The following is an 18,658-nucleotide window of genomic DNA, read 5'->3' as shown; positions in this document are numbered from 1 at the left end:
GTCATTTTGCAACAGTTTTGCTAAAGTTCACCGACGTCCCGTTGAAAAGCGTCGTATTGCTTTTACATTCGGGCAACTTTGGAGCCAACCTAGACCTGTCGAGCACTGAAAGCCATAAATGAGCTATAAAGATGAATTTCAGGCCGGGACCGCCTTCCCGGCGGACCAGGTTGTTGTTGGTCCGGATCGCGCCGTTTACATATCGGTTTTGCTGATCGCCATCCTTGTCCTTGCCGCCGTCTGTATCTGGCCGGTTCAAGCCCTTGCTCTGAACGAAGAGGGCGGATTGTTCGAAACGATCTCGGCCGCTGCGCTGTTTGTCGCGGGCCTGGCTGCGCGCTGGCGCTATCCCGGCATAACCCGTCTTTACATCGCGCTGGTCTGTCTGTTGCTGGCGGAAAGAGAGCTTGAGGCGGAAATCTATCCAGTTGACAGCCTGCCATATTGGGTCCTGAACGGTTTGGATAATTTGCTTGATATGACGCTGATCCGGGTGGTTCTGGCCGTCATCGTGATCGGTGGTGCCCTATGGCATGGAGCCCCGGCGGCTTGGCAGGCGGTAAAGCGACAGGCGCCTTTTTTCGTGATTTTCGTGCTGGCGGGATTGCTGGCGGTAACCGCTCAGCTGCTCGAGGAAGTTTCCGGAATTTACCAGGCAGATCTGTCCACACTTATGACAGTACGGCTCTTTGTTCTGGAAGAAACGCTTGAGATGTTCTTTTCGATTGGTATTTTGGCTTCTGTTCTGATCGGATGGCCAAAATCCGATGCCGAAGAGACGCTGAATGACCTCAACCAGAAACAACTGCCAGACACGCGCTGAAATCCGTCTGCCGACAAGCGAGCTGCGCGACGACATCCCGTTCTACACAAAAGTGCTCGGTATGAAGATGGATATGATCTATCCCGCCGACGACCCGCGTGTTGCCGTGTTTTCCGGCCACGGGTTGCGCCTTCGGGTCGAGAAGGACGCGCCCGAGGCCGCTGGTACGATCCGTATCCTGACAGACGATCCTGACGGTTTTGCTGATGGGCAGCGTACTTTGGTCGCGCCCAACGGCACGCGGGTTGAGATTGATGAAATGAACCCTCCGATGGTGATGCCCGAAACGGTGCATTCCTTCGTGGTGCGCAGGCTCAAGGATCAGGCGCCCTGGATCATCGGGCGGGCAGGGATGCATTACCGCGATCTGGTACCGGATCGGCTAGGTGGATCGATCATCGCCAGCCATATCCGTATCCCCGATGGGGGCCCGGTGCCGGATATGGTGCATTTCCACAAGGTCGGGTTTCAACTGATTTTCTGCATCCATGGTTGGGTCGACGTCGTCTACGAGGATCAGGGCGACAAAATGCGCCTGACAGCCGGGGATTGTTTTATCCAACCCCCAGAAATCCGCCACCGGGTTCTTGAAGCCTCAGATAATGTTCAGGTGATCGAAATCGGTGTTCCCGCTGAACATGTCACCGAAATCGACCACGAGATGGACCTGCCTACGCCGAATTTCCGCCCGGACCGCGAATGGCAAGGGCAGCGTTTTGTTTATAACAAAGCCGAGAATTCAGAGTGGGGACCATTTCGCCTGCCGGGATACATTTGTCGCGACACGACGATTGCCGAAAATACCAAAGGTGTTGCAGGCGTGCAGGTCGTACGAAAAGGGCAGGGTGAACCGGTCTGGGCGACGCATGACACGGATATCCATTTTACCTTCGTCATGACGGGCGAGGTGACTCTGGAAGGTGAAGGGCGCGATCCGTTCCGTTTGGAACAAGGGGATGCGTTCGTGATCCCGCCAGGCATGCGCACCAAACTGTCCGAACCTTCCGATGATGTCGAATTGCTTGAGGTAACGCTTCCGGGGATCTTCAATACCAAGCTGGGCTAGGAGGATTTTAGCCCAGGAATCTTGCGCGCGGGGGTTCAACTCCCTGCGCTCTTTCCTTTAGGGTATGATTTTCTGACCAGTTGATCAAAAACGGGGAATCGCCATGACTTTGAAAGATGCAGCACTGTCTGTTCGGGAAAAAGCCTATGCGCCTTATTCCAACTTCAAGGTTGGGGCGGCGATCCGGTCCGCATCCGGCGAGGTCCACGCGGGTTGCAACGTTGAAAACGTGGCCTATCCCGAGGGCACTTGTGCCGAGGCCGGGGCAATCGCTGCGATGGTCGCTGCGGGCGAACAGGAATTGTCCGAGGTCTATGTTGTTGCCTCAAGCCCGCAACCGGTTCCGCCGTGTGGCGGTTGCCGGCAAAAGCTGGCCGAATTTGGCAAGCGGGACGTCAAGGTGACGCTGGCGACCGTGGATGGCGCCGAGTTTGTAACCACGATTGGGCAATTGCTGCCGGGCGCTTTCGACGCCTCGCACATGGAGGACGTCTGATCCAATGGACGCCCGTTCGATCATTGCAAAACTGCGCCGAAACGAGGTGCCGACCGGAGTTGAGCTGAACTGGTTCGCGCAAGGACTGGCCGATGGCGGGGTCAGCGACGCCCAAGCGGGCGCTTTTGCCATGGCCGTCTGCATGGGCGGATTGGGCACCAAAGGGCGCGCCGATCTGACGATCGCTATGCGCGACAGCGGCGACGTACTGAGCTGGGATTTCGATGGCCCGGTCATCGACAAACACTCGACCGGTGGGGTGGGAGACAGTGTAAGCCTCGTACTCGCCCCTGCACTGGCTGAGATGGGGGCGTATGTCCCCATGATCTCGGGACGGGGTCTGGGTCATACTGGCGGTACCCTGGACAAGCTTGAGGCCATTCCCGGCGTCAGCACCCAGATCGGTCAGGAGCGGCTGACACAAATTCTGCGGGAAACGGGCGCGGCCATTGTCGGGGCTACGGGGCAGATCGCCCCGGCCGACAAGCGCCTTTATGCGATCCGTGATGTGACGGCGACCGTTGAAAGCCTGGACCTGATCACAGCGTCGATCCTGTCCAAGAAACTGGCCGCCAGCCCCGAGGCCTTGGTGCTGGACGTCAAGGTCGGCAGCGGCGCGTTTATGAAAACGTTGGAGGATGCACGCAAACTGGCGCGGGCCTTGACTGAAACTGCGAATGCTGCGGGCTGCCGGACCTCGGCCGTCATCACCGATATGCATCAACCTTTAGCCCCTGCGCTGGGCAATGCATTGGAAGTGGCCGAGGTGATGAAGGTCATGACGCAAGACCCCTATGCCCCGCTGGCGGAAATCTCGGCCGAGTTAGGTGGAGTATTGCTGGCCGATGCTGGAATGTTCGCAACTGCCGATGAAGGGCGCGACAAGATCACGGATGTCATCCGCGATGGTCGTGCAGCTGAACGCTTTGGGCGCATGATGGCAGCCGTAGGCGCGCCGCTGCAGTTTGTTGACAACTGGTCCCGGTACTTGTCAGAGGCCAGCGTGATCCTTGAAGTTCCGGCACCGACCAACGGACACATCACTGCCATTAACGGTGAGGCGCTGGGCCTGACAGTTGTAGCACTGGGCGGCGGACGGCAGGTTGAAGACGACGTTATCAACCCGGCCGTGGGTCTGTCTGACATCGTCCGGCTAGGCGACAAAGTCGAGAAGGGTGCGCCGTTAGCTGTAATCCACGCGGCCCGGGAGGATGCCGCGCGGCAGGCCGCGGAGACCGTTCTGAAGGCGATCAACATAGGTGCGGATGCGCCTGTGGAGCCTACTCTTGTTCACGAAAGGATTACGCCGTGACCCGCGCGTTCCTGGTGGTAATGGATTCGGTTGGCATCGGCGGCGCGCCGGACGCCGATCTGTTTTTTAACGGCGAAACGCCGGACACCGGCGCAAATACGCTGGCTCACATTGCGCAGGCCTGCGCAGAAGGAAGGGCCGAAGACGGGCGATCCGGCGCGCTGAGCCTGCCCAATCTGGACGCGCTTGGATTAGGCGCAGCAACGCGGCTGGCCTCGGGCGCTGAAACACCGGGACTGGAGACCATGCCGACGGGGATGTGGGGCAGCGCGCGAGAGTATTCTCCGGGAAAGGATACACCTTCGGGCCACTGGGAGCTGGCCGGTCTGCCGGTGCCGTGGGATTGGCATTACTTCCCGGATACGACGCCTTCATTCCCTGCCAACTTAAGCCAGGCTGCGGCACAGGCGGCTGGAACAGACGGAATTCTGGGTGATTGTCACGCCTCGGGCACGACCATCATTGCCGAATTGGGGGCCGAGCATATGCGGACCGGCTGGCCGATCTGCTATACCTCGGCCGATAGCGTTTTCCAGATCGCCGCGCATGAGGAAAGCTTTGGCCTGGACCGTCTCCTGGAGATGTGCAAAGCACTCGCCCCGCGTTTGCATGAGATGAAAGTAGGCCGCGTCATTGCGCGACCCTTTGTAGGCTCAGTCAAAGAGGGCTTCACCCGCACCACTAACCGCAAGGACTTCGCCATACTTCCCCCCGCGCCGGTCCTGACCAATTGGGTGCAGGATGCGGGGCGTCGGGTCCACGCGGTAGGCAAGATCGGCGACATCTTCTCGATGCAAGGAATCGACACGCTGCGAAAAGGGTCGGATGCTGAGTTGATGGGTCACCTGTCTGATCTGGTCGATATGGCCGAAGAGGGTAGCCTGACCTTTGCCAATTTCGTTGAGTTCGACAGCCTCTATGGCCATCGCCGCGATATCAGCGGCTATGCCAGCGCCTTGGAATGGTTCGACCGTGAAATTGGAAAGATTCTGAATAAGCTGCGCCCTGGTGATATGATGTTGCTGACCGCCGATCACGGCAACGATCCCAGTTGGATCGGCACCGACCACACGCGCGAACAGGTGCCCGTTCTGATCGCGGGGCAAGGCACGGGCCAAATCGGGGCCGTCGATTTTGCCGATGTCGCCGCAAGTATCGCACACCATCTGAACATTCCGGCACAAGGGCCGGGGAAGAGTTTTCTATGACCGTCGCAGACCTACCCAAAATCGAGTTGCACCTGCACCATGAAGGTGCAGCGCCGCCTGATTTCATCCGCCAGCTAGCGCATGAAAAGCGTATAGACCTGAGCGGTATCTTTAAATCAGACGGAAGTTATGACTTCCGCGACTTCGCCCATTTCCTCAGCGTGTATGAAGCCGCATGCGAGGTGCTCAAATCGCCCGAGGATTTCCGTCGGCTGACCTTGGCTATACTGGAGGAAAGCGCGGCAAACGGCGTGGTCTACTCGGAAACCTTCCTAAGCCCCGATTTCTGCGGCGGCGGAGATGTGCACGCCTGGCGCGACTATCTGAACGCCATTCAGGACGCGGCGGACGAGGCCGAGCGCAAGTTCGATATCACCCTGCGCGGCGTTGTCACCTGTGTTCGTCATTTCGGACCCGAGCAGGCAAAACAAAGCGCTTTTTGCGCGGCGGAAACCGCTGGTAATTGGATCACCGGATTTGGAATGGGCGGAAACGAGGGCGTCGGGACGCAGGGCGATTTCAAATGGGCCTTTGACTGCGCCCGCGAAGCTGGGCTGCGCCTGACCACCCATGCCGGAGAATTCGGCGGCCCCGAAAGCGTACGCGATGCTGTTCGAGACCTCGGTGTCGAACGGGTCGGCCACGGCGTGCGGGCCATTGAGGACGACGATCTGATCCGGGAACTTGTTGACCGCGAAGTCACGCTTGAAGTCTGCCCCGGTTCCAACGTGGTTCTGGGCCTGTTCCCAGATTTTGCGGCACATCCGATTGCCCGGCTGCGCGATCAGGGTGTAAACGTCACAGTTTCCACCGACGATCCGCCGTTTTTCCATACCACCATGCGGCGCGAATATGAGATGCTGCATCAGGCCTTTGGCTGGGACGCCGAGGATTTTGCGGCCCTGAACGACACAGCCCTGAACGCAGCTTTCTGCGATGATGACACCCGCGAACGGGTGAAGAAAAGACTGGAGAGAACATGAGCGAACACCTGACCGTCGTTGACCACCCGCTGGTGCAGCACAAACTGACGCTCATGCGGGATAAGGGCACCTCGACCGCCGTGTTCCGCCAGCTGTTGCGCGAGATCACGCTGCTGTTGGCCTATGAGGTCACGCGTGAGCTGAAGCTGACCACCCGGCACATTGAAACACCAATGGAGGAAATGGACGCCCCCATTCTGGCCGGTAAAAAACTGGCTCTGGTGTCGATCTTGCGTGCCGGAAACGGAATGTTGGACGGGGTGCTGGAACTGGTCCCCTCGGCCCGTGTCGGGTTTGTCGGGCTGTACCGCGACGAAGAAACCCTGAAGCCTGTGCAATACTACTTCAAAGCGCCTGAAGGTCTGAAGGATCGGCTGGTCATCGCGGTTGATCCGATGCTGGCAACCGGCAACAGCTCGGCTGCGGCGATTGATTTGCTGAAAGAAGCCGGGGCGACCGATATCCGTTTCCTCTGCCTGCTGGCCGCGCCCGAAGGCGTCGCCCGCATGAAAGAGGCGCATCCTGACGTGAACATCGTCTCGGCGTCGCTGGATCGCGAGTTGAACTCGAAAGGGTATATCATGCCTGGGTTGGGCGATGCCGGCGACCGGATGTTCGGCACCAAGTAACCGGCCTACTCGCCACAGATATTCTGCAGCCGGACCCAATCGCGGTCCGGCAGTACTTGCGGCAGCGGGCGCCCGGCCATCGGGTCAGCCTCGATCAAGCCCAGAGTGTCTTCCCCCGTGACATCCACAGCATAGGCATATGGCGTTGATGGCAGCGCTGCCTGGGCAAAAACCTCTAGCAAAGCTTGATCGGACAAAGTTGGGCGCGGTTCTGACAAGACCTGTTCGGTATAGGCGTCAACGATCTCGGGCGTTAGCTCTCCGGTTGTTAGCAGGCGGAATGCCGTGGTTGGGCCGGTTCGGTCCAGTACCTCGTCCAAGGGATCCTGTACGGCGGCCCGCGCGCGTTCGGCGATGATGTAACCGGCGGCGATGGATGGGTCCTCGTGATCTTCAACCAATGAGCGGTTCAACAGAATGATCCCACCAGGCAGGCCGAGGCTTGTTTGCACCCCGGCGGGCAGAATAACGACCTCTCGCACTCCGGTTCGGGCTGCCAGTTGGTCCAACGCAGCTTGTGCATCCTCTGAGGTGCACGAAACACCCGAAACCCGTTCAATCCGGTGCAGGATCGCATCTCCGATATCGTATCGCTTGATCTCGGGGACAACAGAAACGACGTGGTTTTGCAGCGCGGCCGGAGCCCAAAGCAGCAATAGCGCGGCAACTGCAGCAACCACTCCCGCAACACTAAGCCAACGCAACCGTCCGGGATGCGGGCGCGACCGATCAATTGCCTTTTGCAAACGGTCGATCGCCGCGATCATCGTGGTCTCGGTTTCTTCCAGCTCCAGCGTTTCGTCGGGGTCTCCGTCCGGGTTGAAGATTGCGGGATAAAGTCCGGGGTTATGTCGTTCCAGCGCAGCCAATGACCAATGGGTCAATGCCCGATCGTTGAAATCAGAAATCGTCAGCGTTGCTTCGCCAATCGACACCACAACCTCGCGCCGCTGCACGTCGGGCGAGGGGCGCCACAGACCGGTGGCTTCGATCCGTTCGTACTGTTTCAGAGCCGTCATCAAGGTGAAGTTTGCTCGTTATTATTTTGCCCCAGCTTAACATGGTAAATTCAAAGGGCGCAAACCAGTTGCGCCGTCTGCGGTAAATGTGCTGGATACAACGACACGTGCAGGGTTGTCCTGTCGTGCCCCATCGTTTTACCGAGGCGAAAGATGCAGGCGGACACTCAGACCTCACCGATACTGGCATCGGTGCTGATGATCAGCGCCATGGCGATCATCGGGGTGATCGACAATGTGGTGATACTGTTGGCGGAAACGGTTGGCCTGTGGCAATTCCACCTGAGCCGCGCGTTGCTAATGTTGCCGCTGATCTTCGGTCTATCGCTATTGGGGCTGGGCAGTATGCGCCCGAAACGATTTGGCCCGGTGATTCTGCGCAGCGTACTGATCACCCTGGCCATGTTGTTCTATTTCGCATCGCTTGCGGTCATGCCGATTGCGCAGGCGCTGGCCGGGTTGTTCACATCGCCGATTTTTGTCCTTTTGATCTCGGCCCTGGCAATGAAGCAGCGGATTGGCCCTTGGCGTATTGTTGCGGTTCTACTGGGGTTTGCGGGAATTCTGTGCGTGCTGCAGCTTGACCCCTACGATTTCGATACTCGCAGCCTGTTGCCGGTCGCCGGGGGTCTGTTCTACGCGCTGAGTGCCGTTATCACGCGCAGCCATTGTTCCGATGAAAGCACCGTGGCGCTGCTGGCTGCGATGATCATCACGCTGGGATCGGCCGGGGCGATTGGCCTTCTGGTACTTGAGCTGTTTCCGGTGGCCGCGCCGGATGGTCCCGACGGCTTCGCCGCGCGGGGTTGGGTCTGGCAGATGCAACCTGCATTGCCGTGGATCGCAATACAGGCGGTTGGCTCCACGATTGCCGTCTTCATGTTGATCAAGGCCTATCAGGTGGGCGAGCCGTCCTATGTCGCGGTCTTTGAGTACTCGGTCATGATTTTTGGTCCGCTCTTTGCCTTTGCGGCTTTCGGGCAGGCGATCGGGCCGATGCAGATTGGCGGGATTGGCTTGATTGCAATCGCAGGTGCCCTGTTGGGATGGCGTGCAGGGCGCGAGGCTGCCCGGCCAGAACCGGTTTAGCCTTATCCTGAGGCCAGCCATTTGTTTTGGGTGGGCAATCGGGGATCATTCAGACCGGATACCGATGGGTGTAACACGACCTGCCCGATTTCAGCCAACGGGCTCAGACAGATTCGGCGGCACGGATGACCGCTGGTGTAAATTATAGTTTCCAAAAATCTGCCAATTTTTACCAATTGCACAGTGTTGTTCAAAGAATTGTTGTTTTTCACGGCTTTAAGAGCGCAAATTGGGCGGCAATGTGTCTAAATTAAGTCGCCCATGGTTAAGTCGTGCTAGTCGTTATGAGTAGTTGTTTTTGTGTCAGAAATGGGTGCGACACGTGTTAAATGTACAGAGTGTTTTGAGTTATGAGGCCGTTCCGAACCAGGAAGTGCAGGACAATCCTGCGATTTCGCTGAACGCGCGTCGGGGTGGTTTTGTCCACGGAACTAAGATTGCGACGGATCGCGGTTGGCAGCCTGTTGAAGGACTGCAAGCAGGCGATCTGATCCGCACGATGGACAACGGGTTCAGGGCAGTCTCGCGGGTTGCGACGGATTGCATAGCAATCGCTGCCAGCGAGTCCAGGTCGGAAAACTTACCTGTCCGTGTGCCATCGAACACTTTGTATAACGGCGATCCGGTCTGGTTGATGCCAGAGCAGGGCGTGGCGTTGGACAACACCAAGCTGAGCCAGGGTCCGATCACGCTGCCGATCAGCATGCCTGTGGTGCCTGCGCGGGTTCTCAGTGGAACGTTTCGACTTTCGTCCAGCGCGCCCTCATTGCTGTTTGAGGTTTGTTCGTTGTTCTTTGAGCAAGACGAAGTGATCTATATCGAGGGTGGTTTGCGCGCCTTTTGTCCTGCGGGCCGCTTTGGGTCGAACAGCCGGCCCGCGAACGCCTCGTACAAGGTGGTCGATGCTGATCGGACCGAAGACCTGATCGACATGGTCGCGCATAGCAGGGACATTGCTGTTCTTGCGAATTCACTGGGCGCATTGCCGGCTCCGATCATGCAGAACCCGATTTTTCCAGCGCGGCCTGTCATGGGTGCGCGACGTCCTGGGCGGCCGGGGCGGCCTGCACCGATATTCTAGTTTTTTTTAAGCTATTGATTAAAGAATGACGCTGGCGCGGTAACCCGCACCAGCGTCAATTTTTTTAGGCAGCTTTTGCTTCGGGGTCAAAGCGACCATAGAAGCTCTGGCCTTTCTCAGCCATCTCACGCAGCAGCGGCGGGCAGGCGAAGCGTTCGCCATACTGTGCCGTCAACTGGTCGCAACGCTCGGCGGCGTAGGGCGTGCCGATGATGTCCAGCCAGCTGAGCGGACCACCCGACCATGGTGCAAAGCCCCAGCCAAGGATTGCGCCCACGTCGCCCTCGCGGATGTCCTCCAGAACGCCTTCTTCCAGCGCGCGGACCGCTTCCAGAACCTGTGCGAACATCAGACGTTCCTGAACTTCGATCAGATCAGGCTGGTCCTCGGCATGCGGGTATTTCTCCTGCAGACCCTTCCAGTACTCGGTGCGCTTGCCCTTTTCGTCATAGTCGAAGAAACCTGCGTTTGCCTTGCGTCCCAGACGACCCTCTTCCTCCATCCAGAAGATCAGATCATCGCCGGGGTTATCCGGATAGGCATTACCCATCGCGGCTTTGGTCGCACGAGCAATTTTGGCCCCCAGATCAATCGAGGTCTCATCGTTCAGCTGGATCGGCCCAACGGGGAAGCCCAACTGACGCGCGGCGTTGTCGATCAACACTGGGCTGACGCCCTCGGTGATCATGCGCAGACCTTCGTTGATATAGGGAATGATGCAACGGTTGGCGTAGAAGAAACGCGCATCGTTGACCACGATCGGCGTCTTGCGGATCTGGCGCACATAGTCCAGCGCCTTGGCAACCGCGCGATCACCGGTTTCTTTACCCTTGATAATCTCGACTAGGAACATCTTCTCGACCGGTGAGAAGAAGTGAATACCGATGAACTGATCCGAGCGCACGGATGCTTTGGCCAGATCGGTGATCGGCAGGGTCGAAGTGTTCGAGGCAAAGATGCAATCCTCGGGGATAATCGCCTCGACCTTCTTGGTCATCTCGGCCTTGACGCCCACGTCTTCGAAGACGGCTTCGATGATCAGATCGCATCCTTTGAGGTTGTCCAGATCCGGGGTCGCGGTGATGCGGGCCAGCATGGCCCCTTTCTTCTCAGCCGTGACTTTGCCGCGCTTCATGCCCTTGTCGAGATAGCTCTCGGTATAGGCTTTGCCTTTGTCCGCAGCTTCCTGGTCGCGGTCCACAAGAACCACTTCCATCCCAGCCTGGGCCGACACCAGCGCGATACCGGCACCCATCATGCCTGCGCCCAGTACGCCGATCTTCTTGACCGACTGATCGGGAACACCGGCAGGACGCACGGCACCTTTTTCCAACGCTTCCTTGTTCAGGAACAGCGACCGGATCATCGCACCCGAAGAGGGGTTCATCAGGACAGAGGTGAACCAACGCGCCTCGATCTTCAGGGCAGTGTCAAAATCGACCAGCGCACCTTCGTAGACCGCGCTCAGCAGAGCCTTGGCGGCAGGGAAGGCGCCTTGGGTTTTGCCGTTCACCATCGCCGATGCACCAACGAAGTTCATGAAACCAGCAGGGTGGTAAGGCGCGCCGCCGGGCATCTTATAGCCCTTCGCATCCCACGGTTTGATGATGTCTGCGTCCTTGGCGTTCAGCACCCATTCCTTGGCTGCGGCCATCGGGTCGGCTGCGATCTCGTCGATATAGCCCGCGCCTTTGGCTTTCTTGACGTCCAGCATCTTACCTTCAAGCAACAGCGGAGCAGCGGCAATCGCGCCAACTTTGCGGACCATCCGGGTGGTGCCGCCCGCGCCGGGGAAGATACCGACCATGATTTCGGGCAGGCCATATTTGGCCTTGGGGTTTTCGGCCGCAAAAATGCGATGCGTAGACAGCGGCAGTTCCATGCCGATGCCGGCAGCGGTGCCAGGCAGAACGGTGGCAATCGGCTTGCCGCCCTTCTTGGTCTTGGGGTCCATGCCCGCCATCTCGATCTTGCGCAGCAGGGCGTGCATCTGCATCGTGCCTTCAAACAGACCTTTTGCCGGATTGTCGCCCGCCTGTTCCTTCATCACGGCCAGCAGGTTCAGGTCCATGCCACCAGCGAAGGACCCTTCCTTACCCGAGGTGATGATGATGCCTTTGACGTCGTCATCAGCCAGCGCCTGATCGACCAGATCGCTCAGCTGTGCCAGCCCGTCAAAGGACATCACGTTCATGGTTTTCCCGGGCACATCCCAGGTGATTGTGGCGACGCCGTCCGCGTCTTTGCTCAGAGTGAAATCAGTCATTGTCATCTCCAATCTGGTCAGCCGTCAGCGGGCTGCCATCTTTGCGGGTGAAGGCGAATCCGTTCTCATCATCCTTCACCATCATGTCTATGTCGCTGTAATAGCCGGTCTCGGTCGGGGTCCGTGTGCCCACCACCAGAAAGGTTGCGGGCGCATCGGTTTTGTTCACAAGGTAGTGGCCGTTGGCCTCACCTGCGGGCCAAGCGGCGCAGTCGCCGGGCTGCATCTCATGCTCACCATCGTCATCAATCAGCACGCAGGTGCCGCTGAGCATGATGGCAAATTCGTCCTGCTCCATATGGTAATGGCGCAGTGAAGACATGCCCTGCGGTTCCAACCGCACGACGTTGACCCCGTATTGGGACAGCCCGCCTGCATCGCCCACACGCTGAACGAAACGACCTGCGGTCGCTTCAGCCAGCTTGCCGGGATAGGCCGAGCCGCCCTTGAACGGAATCTGAGAGAGATCCAGCTTGGGCATCAGACCCGCTCGATAATGGTTGCTGCACCCATGCCGGATGCAATGCAGAGCGTCGCCAGACCGGTTTCCTTGTCCTGACGCTCCAACTCATCCAGCAACGTGCCGATGATCATCGCGCCCGTTGCGCCCAGCGGGTGACCCATCGCAATCGAGCCGCCGTTCACGTTGACCAACGCCGGGTCGACGTCGAACGCCTGCTGGAAGCGCAGCACGACCGAGGCGAAGGCTTCGTTGACTTCGAACAGGTCCAGATCGCCGATCTTCATGCCATTGTCGGCCAGGATCTTCTCGGTCACAGGAACCGGACCGGTCAACATGATGGTCGGGTCAGTTCCGATCTTGGCGGTTGCCTTGATGCGGGCGCGGGGCTTGAGGCCGTATTTCTCGCCGAATTCCTTGTTGCCGATCAGAACAGCCGCCGCACCATCCACAATGCCCGAGCTGTTGCCCGCGTGGTGGATGTGGTTGATCTTTTCCAGATGCGGGTATTTCAGCATGGCCACCTTGTCGAAGCCGGGCATCTGTTCGCCCATCATCTGGAAGGCCGGGTTCAGGCCACCAAGGCTTTGCATGTCAGTGCCGGGGCGCATGTATTCGTCGCGGTCCAGAATGGTCAGGCCGTTCTGATCCTTGATGGTGATAACCGATTTATCAAAACGGTTGTCTGCCCATGCTTCCGCGGCTCGGCGCTGCGATTCCATCGCCAACGCGTCGGCGTCGTCACGGCTAAAGCCATATTCGGTCGCGATAATGTCGGCCGAGATACCCTGCGGCACGAAGTAAGTCTCCATCGCCAGCGAAGGGTCAACCGCGATCGCTGCACCGTCGCTGCCCATGGCCACGCGGCCCATCATTTCGACGCCACCTGCGATGTAAGCCTCACCTGCGCCGCCTTTGACTTGGTTCGCCGCGAGGTTCACAGCTTCCATGCCTGAGGCGCAGAAACGGTTGATTGCGAGACCGGGGATCGACTGATCCAGATCAGAGGCCAGAACCGCCGAGCGCGCAAGACAGCCGCCTTGCTCCATCACTTGGGTGACGTTGCCCCAAATCACGTCTTCTACGGCGTGGCCTTCGAGGTTGTTGCGCTCTTTCATCGCGTTCAGGGTCAGGGCCGACAGGCGCACCGAGGTTACCTCGTGCAGGCTGCCATCCTTGCGGCCCTTGCCGCGCGGGGTGCGCAGGGCGTCATAGATATATGCTTCGGTCATGGGTCTTCTCCTCAAGCTCGATCCGACGGGTTGCCGGGCATCAGGTCATAGGGGTGTTTCCAGCCAGGCTGCTCGGACAAGCGAGACAGCCAGGCGTCGATATGGGGCCAGTCGGCGCGGTCAAAGCCGAATGGTTCGGGATAATACAGATAGCTGCAGCAGCTGAGATCGGCATTCGTGACATCGTCGCCAACAATCCAGTCGCGGCCGTTCAGATGATCGTTCAACACTTGGTAAGCGGCCTTCAGGCGCCCTTGATTGAAAGCGATCACATCGGGATTGCGGTGCTGTTCCGGGAGGAAATTGATCAGGAAGCGGGTCAGGCCGGCCATCGAGCTGAGTTTGTGATTATCCCACAGCACCCAGCGCAGAACATCGTAATTCTCTTCCCGGTTCTTGCCACCGAACTTACCTGACTTCTCAGTCACATAGGTCTGAATGGCGCCAGACTGGCTTGTGCGGAAATCACCGTCGATCAGGACAGGTGCTTCGCCCATTTCATTCACTTCGGCGCGAAACTCGGGCGTGCGAGTTACACCTTTGAAAAAGTCGACAAAGACCGGTTCCCACTCCAGCCCGGACATTTCCAGCGCCAGCGCAGCCTTATAACTGTTTCCGCTTTCTCCGAAGCAATGAAGCATGATTGTCATGTGATCGCCCCTCCCAAGGCGCATGGTGCGAAGTCGAATTTCGCGTATTTCGAGAAAGACGAACCATAAGGCTAAGCGCCATTGGGGTTTGGCTTTCTGAAAACACGCCCACCTGAGTGAAGGTGGCTGTAACGTTTAACGCTTGCGGTCATCCAACTCGGAATTGAAAATACGCAGGCGGTGGGTCAGGTTGTCCTCGTTGATCACACTGTTGAAATTCTCGAACAGAAACGACAGCGCCTCTCCTTCGTCCAATCCAGCCTCACGCGCGAATGCTTTGAGCTTGCGATACCCGTCTTCGGTCATTGCGACGGGAAAGCGGCGGGTTAGTCGAAAACGCTTTGGCATGTGGTTCCTCCGGTAAGCTGGGTCCGGGCAATATCGCCCGGACCCAGACTGAGATCAGAAGTTCGCCGCGTCCAGAGCCATCACTGTGTCCGCACCCGTCTGGATTCGCGCCAGATGCATGCCTGTGGCGGGCAGGCGGCGGGCCATGTAGAAGCGGCCGGTGTTGATCTTGGTCTCGTAGAACTCTTTGTCCGACGCACCACCGTCCAGCGCTTCCTGAGCGGCTTTAGCCATCTGTGCCCACATTAGGCCCAGGCAGACATGGCCGAACATGTGCATGAAGTCATAAGAACCGGACAGAGCGTTGTTCGGGTTCTTCATGCCTTCCTGCATGAAGTACATGCCAGCGGATTGCAGGTCCTTGGACGCCGCCTTCAGCGGTTCGATGAAGGCTTTGTCGTAAGCTTCGTCCTTGCCACCGTTTTCCTTGCAGAAGGTCTTGACCATGTCGAAAAACGCCATGACGTGCTTACCGCCGTCTTGCGCCAGTTTCCGACCGACAAGGTCCAGCGCCTGAACGCCATTAGCACCTTCGTAGATCATCGCGATCCGGGCATCGCGGGTGTATTGCGACATGCCCCATTCTTCGATGTAGCCGTGGCCGCCATAGACCTGCTGTGCCTGGACGGTCATGTCATAGCCCTGATCGGTCAGGAAACCTTTGATAACCGGAGTCAGCAGTGAAATCAGACCGTCCGCATCCTGGTCACCCGAGCGGTGCGCGCGGTCAATCAGCGATGCTCCCCACAGGATGAATGCGCGTGCGCCTTCGCTGAAGCTTTTCTGATCCATCAGGTTGCGGCGGATATCCGGGTGCACGATCAGCGGGTCCGCCGGTCCATCGGGGTTTTCCGCGCCGGTTACCGCACGTCCCTGCAGTCGGTCCTTGGCGTATTCCACGGCGTTCTGGTAGGCGGCGTCTGCCTGGCACAGGCCCTGCATGCCCACGCCCAGACGGGCCTCGTTCATCATGGTGAACATGGCGCGCATGCCTTTGTTTTCCTCACCAATCAGGAAACCGGTTGCACCGTCATAGTTCATCACGCAGGTCGAGTTGCCGTGGATGCCCATCTTTTCTTCGATCTTGCCAACCGACACGCCGTTGCGCTCGCCCAAGGAACCGTCTTCGTTGACCATAAACTTGGGCACGATGAACAGCGACACACCTTTGATGCCATCGGGGCCGCCTGGAATCTTGGCCAGCACCAGATGGATGATGTTGTCTGCCATGTCGTGATCGCCGGACGAGATAAAGATCTTCTGCCCCGAAATCTTGTAGCTGCCATCGCCCTGCGGTTCCGCCTTGGTGCGCATCAGACCCAGATCGGTGCCGCAGTGCGGTTCCGTCAGGTTCATGGTGCCGGTCCATTCACAGCTGACCATTTTAGGCAGATAGGTGTCTTTCTGTGCATCGCTTCCGTGTGCCAGAATGGCCGAAGCCGCGCCGTGTGTCAGGCCCTGATACATAGTGAAGGCGGTGTTCGAGGCCGAGAAGATCTCGCCCACGGCTGTGCCAATGACGTATGGCATATTCTGGCCGCCGTATTCCTCGGGCATATCCAGACCAGTCCAGCCACCTTCTTTGACCTGCTCGAAGGCGTCTTTGAAGCCAGTGGGAGTGTATACAATACCGTTTTCCAAACGGCATCCTTCGGTGTCACCAACCACGTTCAGCGGGTGCAATACATTGGTGGCAACCTTGCCTGCTTCTTCCAAAACGGCGCCGGTGAATTCGGCTTCAAGCTCGCTGTACCCCGGAACGTCGGAGTCCGAGATTTTCAGAACATCGTGCAGAATGAACTGCGTATCTTTGGTTGGCGCGTTGTAGACGGGCATGTGAAGCTCCCTTTAATTCATATGTCCGGGTGGTAGGCAGGCGAGGGGGTTACTCGGCGGCCTTTTTGTCTTGTTTAACCGAGGCGATGACTTTCTCGCCCCAGCGCAACTGTTCTTTCAGGTCGTCGATCGCCTGGGTCAGTTCCTCACGGCGCGCTTCCATGTCTTCCAGACGCTCGCACGCAATTTCATAGGTGCGCGATATCTGAGTCATCTGTTGGTCGCCGACATGGTAAAGGTCCAGAAGCTGGCGAATTTCTTCCAGGCTGAACCCAAAGCGCTTGCCGCGCAGGATCAGTTTCAGGCGGGCACGATCGCTTTTGGTGAACAGCCGTTTTTGGCCTTCACGGATCGGAAACAAAAGCTCTTTGGCCTCGTAGAACCGCAACGTACGGGGCGTGACATCATAGGTCTCGCACATTTCGCGGATGGTCATCAGATCTTCGGTCATGGTTTCAGCACTCTCGTCACTGGCGTCAATGAAAGTCAGTTGCGCAGTCGATGCGCACGTTACAACACGTAGATGACGTTCACGTAATGTGAACGCTGCGTCACAAAATAAGTTTACGTAACTTCCACACGCGTCAAGTCGCGGATTTCCGACTTTTTCGAATTTAACGTAACGGAATTTGGGGGTTCAAAAACCAAAAGAGCGACCCGGCACGCCTTAAGGCATGGTCGGACTTAGCCAGAGTTGCTTCTTTTTCTGGCGCGCCATGGCGCGTCGACGGAATCACTCGAGGGATTTGGCCGTCTGGTCGCGCATCTCGGTCAGGGCATCAATCGCCTCGTCCAGTTGCTGCCGTTGCTGGTTCAGTTCGACGATCTGCTTATCCGCGACGTCGACAAAAGCGCGCATCTGGACCTCGTTGCCTTCATTTTCATAGATCAGCAGCCACTGGCGGATATCTTCCAGCGAAAATCCATACTTGCGGCCACGCAGGATCAAAGTCATGCGCGCGCATTCCCGAGGACCATAAAAACGCGACCTGCCTTCGCGGTCTGGTTGCAGCAATTCAATGTATTCATAGTAGCGCAGGGTACGTGGAGTCACATCGTACTCGGCGCACATCTCTTTGAATGACAAACGGTTGTCGGACATTCCTGATCTCCTCTGGCGCAGCCTATGTTCTGTCAGCCGCAAGCGCAACCGGCGGGCTTGCTCTTTTGGCGGACACGGGCTCATAAAGGGATAAACCAAGAGAACGGATTCAAGTACATGGTCGACAAAGCCGCAATTGCGCGCCAATTCATCGAGGCGATCCCGCATGCAAAAGCGTTGGGTCTGAAGCTGACCTCAATCGGAAATGGCGAAGCGGGTATTACAATGCCGTACAGCAAAGAGCTTGTTGGCGATCCGCGCACCGGGGTGATTCATGGCGGCGCTGTTTTTGCCGCATTGGATACCTGTTGTGGTGCCGCCGTCATGAGCCATCCGTCGGCTCCCGGCGGTACGGCGACAATTGACCTGAGGATCGACTATATGCGGGCGGCAACACCGGGACAGACGATAACGACCCAGGCGACATGCTACCACATCACACGGAACGTCGCCTTTGTGCGCGCGACGGCGATGGACGAAGACGAAGGTCTTCCGGTGGCCACAGCGGCAGGGTCATTCACGGTGGAGGGTTTGTAATGGCGCGTACTCGCCCCGAACCCGTCCAAGTCGTAAAACAACGCCGGGATGCGGCGCTGAACGCTATAGTCGAAGGTGTGCCCTACATCCGGTTCCTCGACATCGGCTTTGATCGCCGCGGTGATGAACTGACTGGCGTGTTGTATTTCGACCAGAAACTGATCGGCAACCCGTTACTGCCCGCATTGCATGGCGGCGTCACGGCGGCGTTTCTAGAAGTCACGGCTGTCATCACGCTGAGTTGGGAGTTCTTGCTGCCCAAGATCGAAAGCGGGGAACTGAATGCCAGTGATATCGCCGACTATGAAACGGTACGTTTCCCAAAGACCGTCGATTTCACCGTCGACTATCTGCGGTCAGGCCTGCCGCGTGATGCCTATGCGCGCGCATTCATCAGCCGGGCCGGGCGTCGCTATGCCTCTGTCAGGGTCGAGGCCTGGCAAGACAATCACGCGAAGCTCTTTGCACAGGCTTCCGGGCATTTCCTGATGCCACAGCCCACCGCTGACGGAAAATAGAAC

20 protein-coding genes are annotated in these 18,658 nt (G+C 58.1%); 11 read left to right on the top strand and 9 right to left on the bottom strand.

Translation table 11 applies throughout. The annotated features are described in order from the left end of the window. Positions 1–118 precede the first annotated feature (118 nt). From AC2FJC_RS12435 to upp, 7 genes are all read left to right on the top strand, one after another. The gene (locus tag AC2FJC_RS12435) at positions 119–823 is read left to right on the top strand and encodes a hypothetical protein (protein WP_496739751.1); all 705 of its coding nucleotides are present in this window, start codon (positions 119–121) and stop codon (positions 821–823) included. Further along, positions 786–1,889 (top strand): cupin domain-containing protein, encoded by a 1,104-nt coding sequence (locus tag AC2FJC_RS12430; protein WP_496739750.1) that lies wholly within the window; start codon positions 786–788, stop codon positions 1,887–1,889. Before AC2FJC_RS12435 ends, AC2FJC_RS12430 begins: the two co-directional genes overlap by 38 nt. Positions 1,890–1,992: 103 nt before the next feature. Then, positions 1,993–2,385, top strand: a complete 393-nt coding sequence (locus AC2FJC_RS12425) for a cytidine deaminase (RefSeq protein ID WP_108860194.1) — start codon at positions 1,993–1,995, stop codon at positions 2,383–2,385. 4 nt (positions 2,386–2,389) lie between these two features. Next, positions 2,390–3,697, top strand: a complete 1,308-nt coding sequence (locus AC2FJC_RS12420; protein WP_496739748.1) for a thymidine phosphorylase — start codon at positions 2,390–2,392, stop codon at positions 3,695–3,697. After that, positions 3,694–4,905, top strand: coding sequence for a phosphopentomutase (locus AC2FJC_RS12415; RefSeq protein ID WP_496739746.1), 1,212 nt, complete (start codon positions 3,694–3,696; stop codon positions 4,903–4,905). Before AC2FJC_RS12420 ends, AC2FJC_RS12415 begins: the two co-directional genes overlap by 4 nt. After that, positions 4,902–5,888, top strand: coding sequence for an adenosine deaminase (locus AC2FJC_RS12410; protein ID WP_496739745.1), 987 nt, complete (start codon positions 4,902–4,904; stop codon positions 5,886–5,888). Before AC2FJC_RS12415 ends, AC2FJC_RS12410 begins: the two co-directional genes overlap by 4 nt. Beyond that, positions 5,885–6,517: a uracil phosphoribosyltransferase gene (gene upp, locus AC2FJC_RS12405; RefSeq protein WP_496739744.1), complete on the top strand. Its 633-nt coding sequence runs from the start codon at positions 5,885–5,887 to the stop codon at positions 6,515–6,517. The genes AC2FJC_RS12410 and upp overlap by 4 nt, the downstream gene beginning before the upstream one ends. Before the next feature lie 5 nt (positions 6,518–6,522). On the opposite strand, the gene AC2FJC_RS12400 is transcribed toward upp, so the two are convergent. Further along, a complete protein-coding gene (locus AC2FJC_RS12400; RefSeq protein WP_496739743.1) occupies positions 6,523–7,536 on the bottom strand; it encodes a hypothetical protein in 1,014 nt (337 codons plus the stop codon). Positions 7,537–7,689: 153 nt separating this feature from the next. Here AC2FJC_RS12400 and AC2FJC_RS12395 point away from each other — a divergent pair, with 153 nt between their 5' ends. Both AC2FJC_RS12395 and AC2FJC_RS12390 read left to right on the top strand, forming a co-directional pair. Then, on the top strand, positions 7,690–8,625 hold the full coding sequence (locus AC2FJC_RS12395; protein WP_496739742.1) for a DMT family transporter: 936 nt from the start codon (positions 7,690–7,692) through the stop codon (positions 8,623–8,625). Positions 8,626–8,947: 322 nt separating this feature from the next. Beyond that, positions 8,948–9,706, top strand: a complete 759-nt coding sequence (locus tag AC2FJC_RS12390; protein WP_496739741.1) for a Hint domain-containing protein — start codon at positions 8,948–8,950, stop codon at positions 9,704–9,706. 64 nt (positions 9,707–9,770) lie between these two features. Here the strand turns inward: AC2FJC_RS12390 and AC2FJC_RS12385 are convergent, their stop codons facing one another. From AC2FJC_RS12385 to AC2FJC_RS12350, 8 genes are all read right to left on the bottom strand, one after another. Continuing rightward, positions 9,771–11,972 (bottom strand): 3-hydroxyacyl-CoA dehydrogenase NAD-binding domain-containing protein, encoded by a 2,202-nt coding sequence (locus tag AC2FJC_RS12385; protein ID WP_496739740.1) that lies wholly within the window; start codon positions 11,970–11,972, stop codon positions 9,771–9,773. Continuing rightward, positions 11,965–12,453, bottom strand: a complete 489-nt coding sequence (locus AC2FJC_RS12380) for a cupin domain-containing protein (protein ID WP_496739739.1) — start codon at positions 12,451–12,453, stop codon at positions 11,965–11,967. The genes AC2FJC_RS12385 and AC2FJC_RS12380 overlap by 8 nt, the downstream gene beginning before the upstream one ends. Then, entirely contained in the window at positions 12,453–13,664 is a 1,212-nt protein-coding gene (locus tag AC2FJC_RS12375; RefSeq protein WP_496726096.1) for an acetyl-CoA C-acetyltransferase, read from the bottom strand. Before AC2FJC_RS12375 ends, AC2FJC_RS12380 begins: the two co-directional genes overlap by 1 nt. A gap of 11 nt (positions 13,665–13,675) precedes the next feature. Further along, a complete protein-coding gene (locus AC2FJC_RS12370) occupies positions 13,676–14,314 on the bottom strand; it encodes a glutathione S-transferase family protein (protein ID WP_496739738.1) in 639 nt (212 codons plus the stop codon). Between the two features lie 135 nt (positions 14,315–14,449). Next, positions 14,450–14,662 (bottom strand): hypothetical protein, encoded by a 213-nt coding sequence (locus tag AC2FJC_RS12365; RefSeq protein WP_170417753.1) that lies wholly within the window; start codon positions 14,660–14,662, stop codon positions 14,450–14,452. A 54-nt stretch (positions 14,663–14,716) separates the two neighbouring features. Further along, positions 14,717–16,498 carry an acyl-CoA dehydrogenase C-terminal domain-containing protein gene (locus tag AC2FJC_RS12360; RefSeq protein WP_496739737.1) on the bottom strand — a complete coding sequence of 594 codons (1,782 nt, stop codon included), beginning with the start codon at positions 16,496–16,498 and terminating at the stop codon, positions 14,717–14,719. Positions 16,499–16,547: 49 nt separating this feature from the next. Then, complete coding sequence (locus tag AC2FJC_RS12355; RefSeq protein WP_058274210.1) at positions 16,548–16,949, bottom strand: MerR family transcriptional regulator; 402 nt, start codon at positions 16,947–16,949, stop codon at positions 16,548–16,550. A 282-nt stretch (positions 16,950–17,231) separates the two neighbouring features. Next, positions 17,232–17,600, bottom strand: coding sequence for a MerR family transcriptional regulator (locus AC2FJC_RS12350; RefSeq protein ID WP_496726099.1), 369 nt, complete (start codon positions 17,598–17,600; stop codon positions 17,232–17,234). Between the two features lie 117 nt (positions 17,601–17,717). Here AC2FJC_RS12350 and AC2FJC_RS12345 point away from each other — a divergent pair, with 117 nt between their 5' ends. Together AC2FJC_RS12345 and AC2FJC_RS12340 are read left to right on the top strand one after the other, a co-directional pair. Then, positions 17,718–18,137 carry a PaaI family thioesterase gene (locus AC2FJC_RS12345; protein ID WP_058274208.1) on the top strand — a complete coding sequence of 140 codons (420 nt, stop codon included), beginning with the start codon at positions 17,718–17,720 and terminating at the stop codon, positions 18,135–18,137. Next, entirely contained in the window at positions 18,137–18,655 is a 519-nt protein-coding gene (locus AC2FJC_RS12340; protein ID WP_496739736.1) for a PaaI family thioesterase, read from the top strand. The genes AC2FJC_RS12345 and AC2FJC_RS12340 overlap by 1 nt, the downstream gene beginning before the upstream one ends. The last annotated feature ends 3 nt before the right edge of the window (positions 18,656–18,658 follow it).

The organism is Ruegeria sp. CDSB117, from assembly GCF_059611005.1.
Note: the sequence above shows the minus strand (reverse complement) of the source record. Positions and strands in the feature narration are given on the sequence as shown.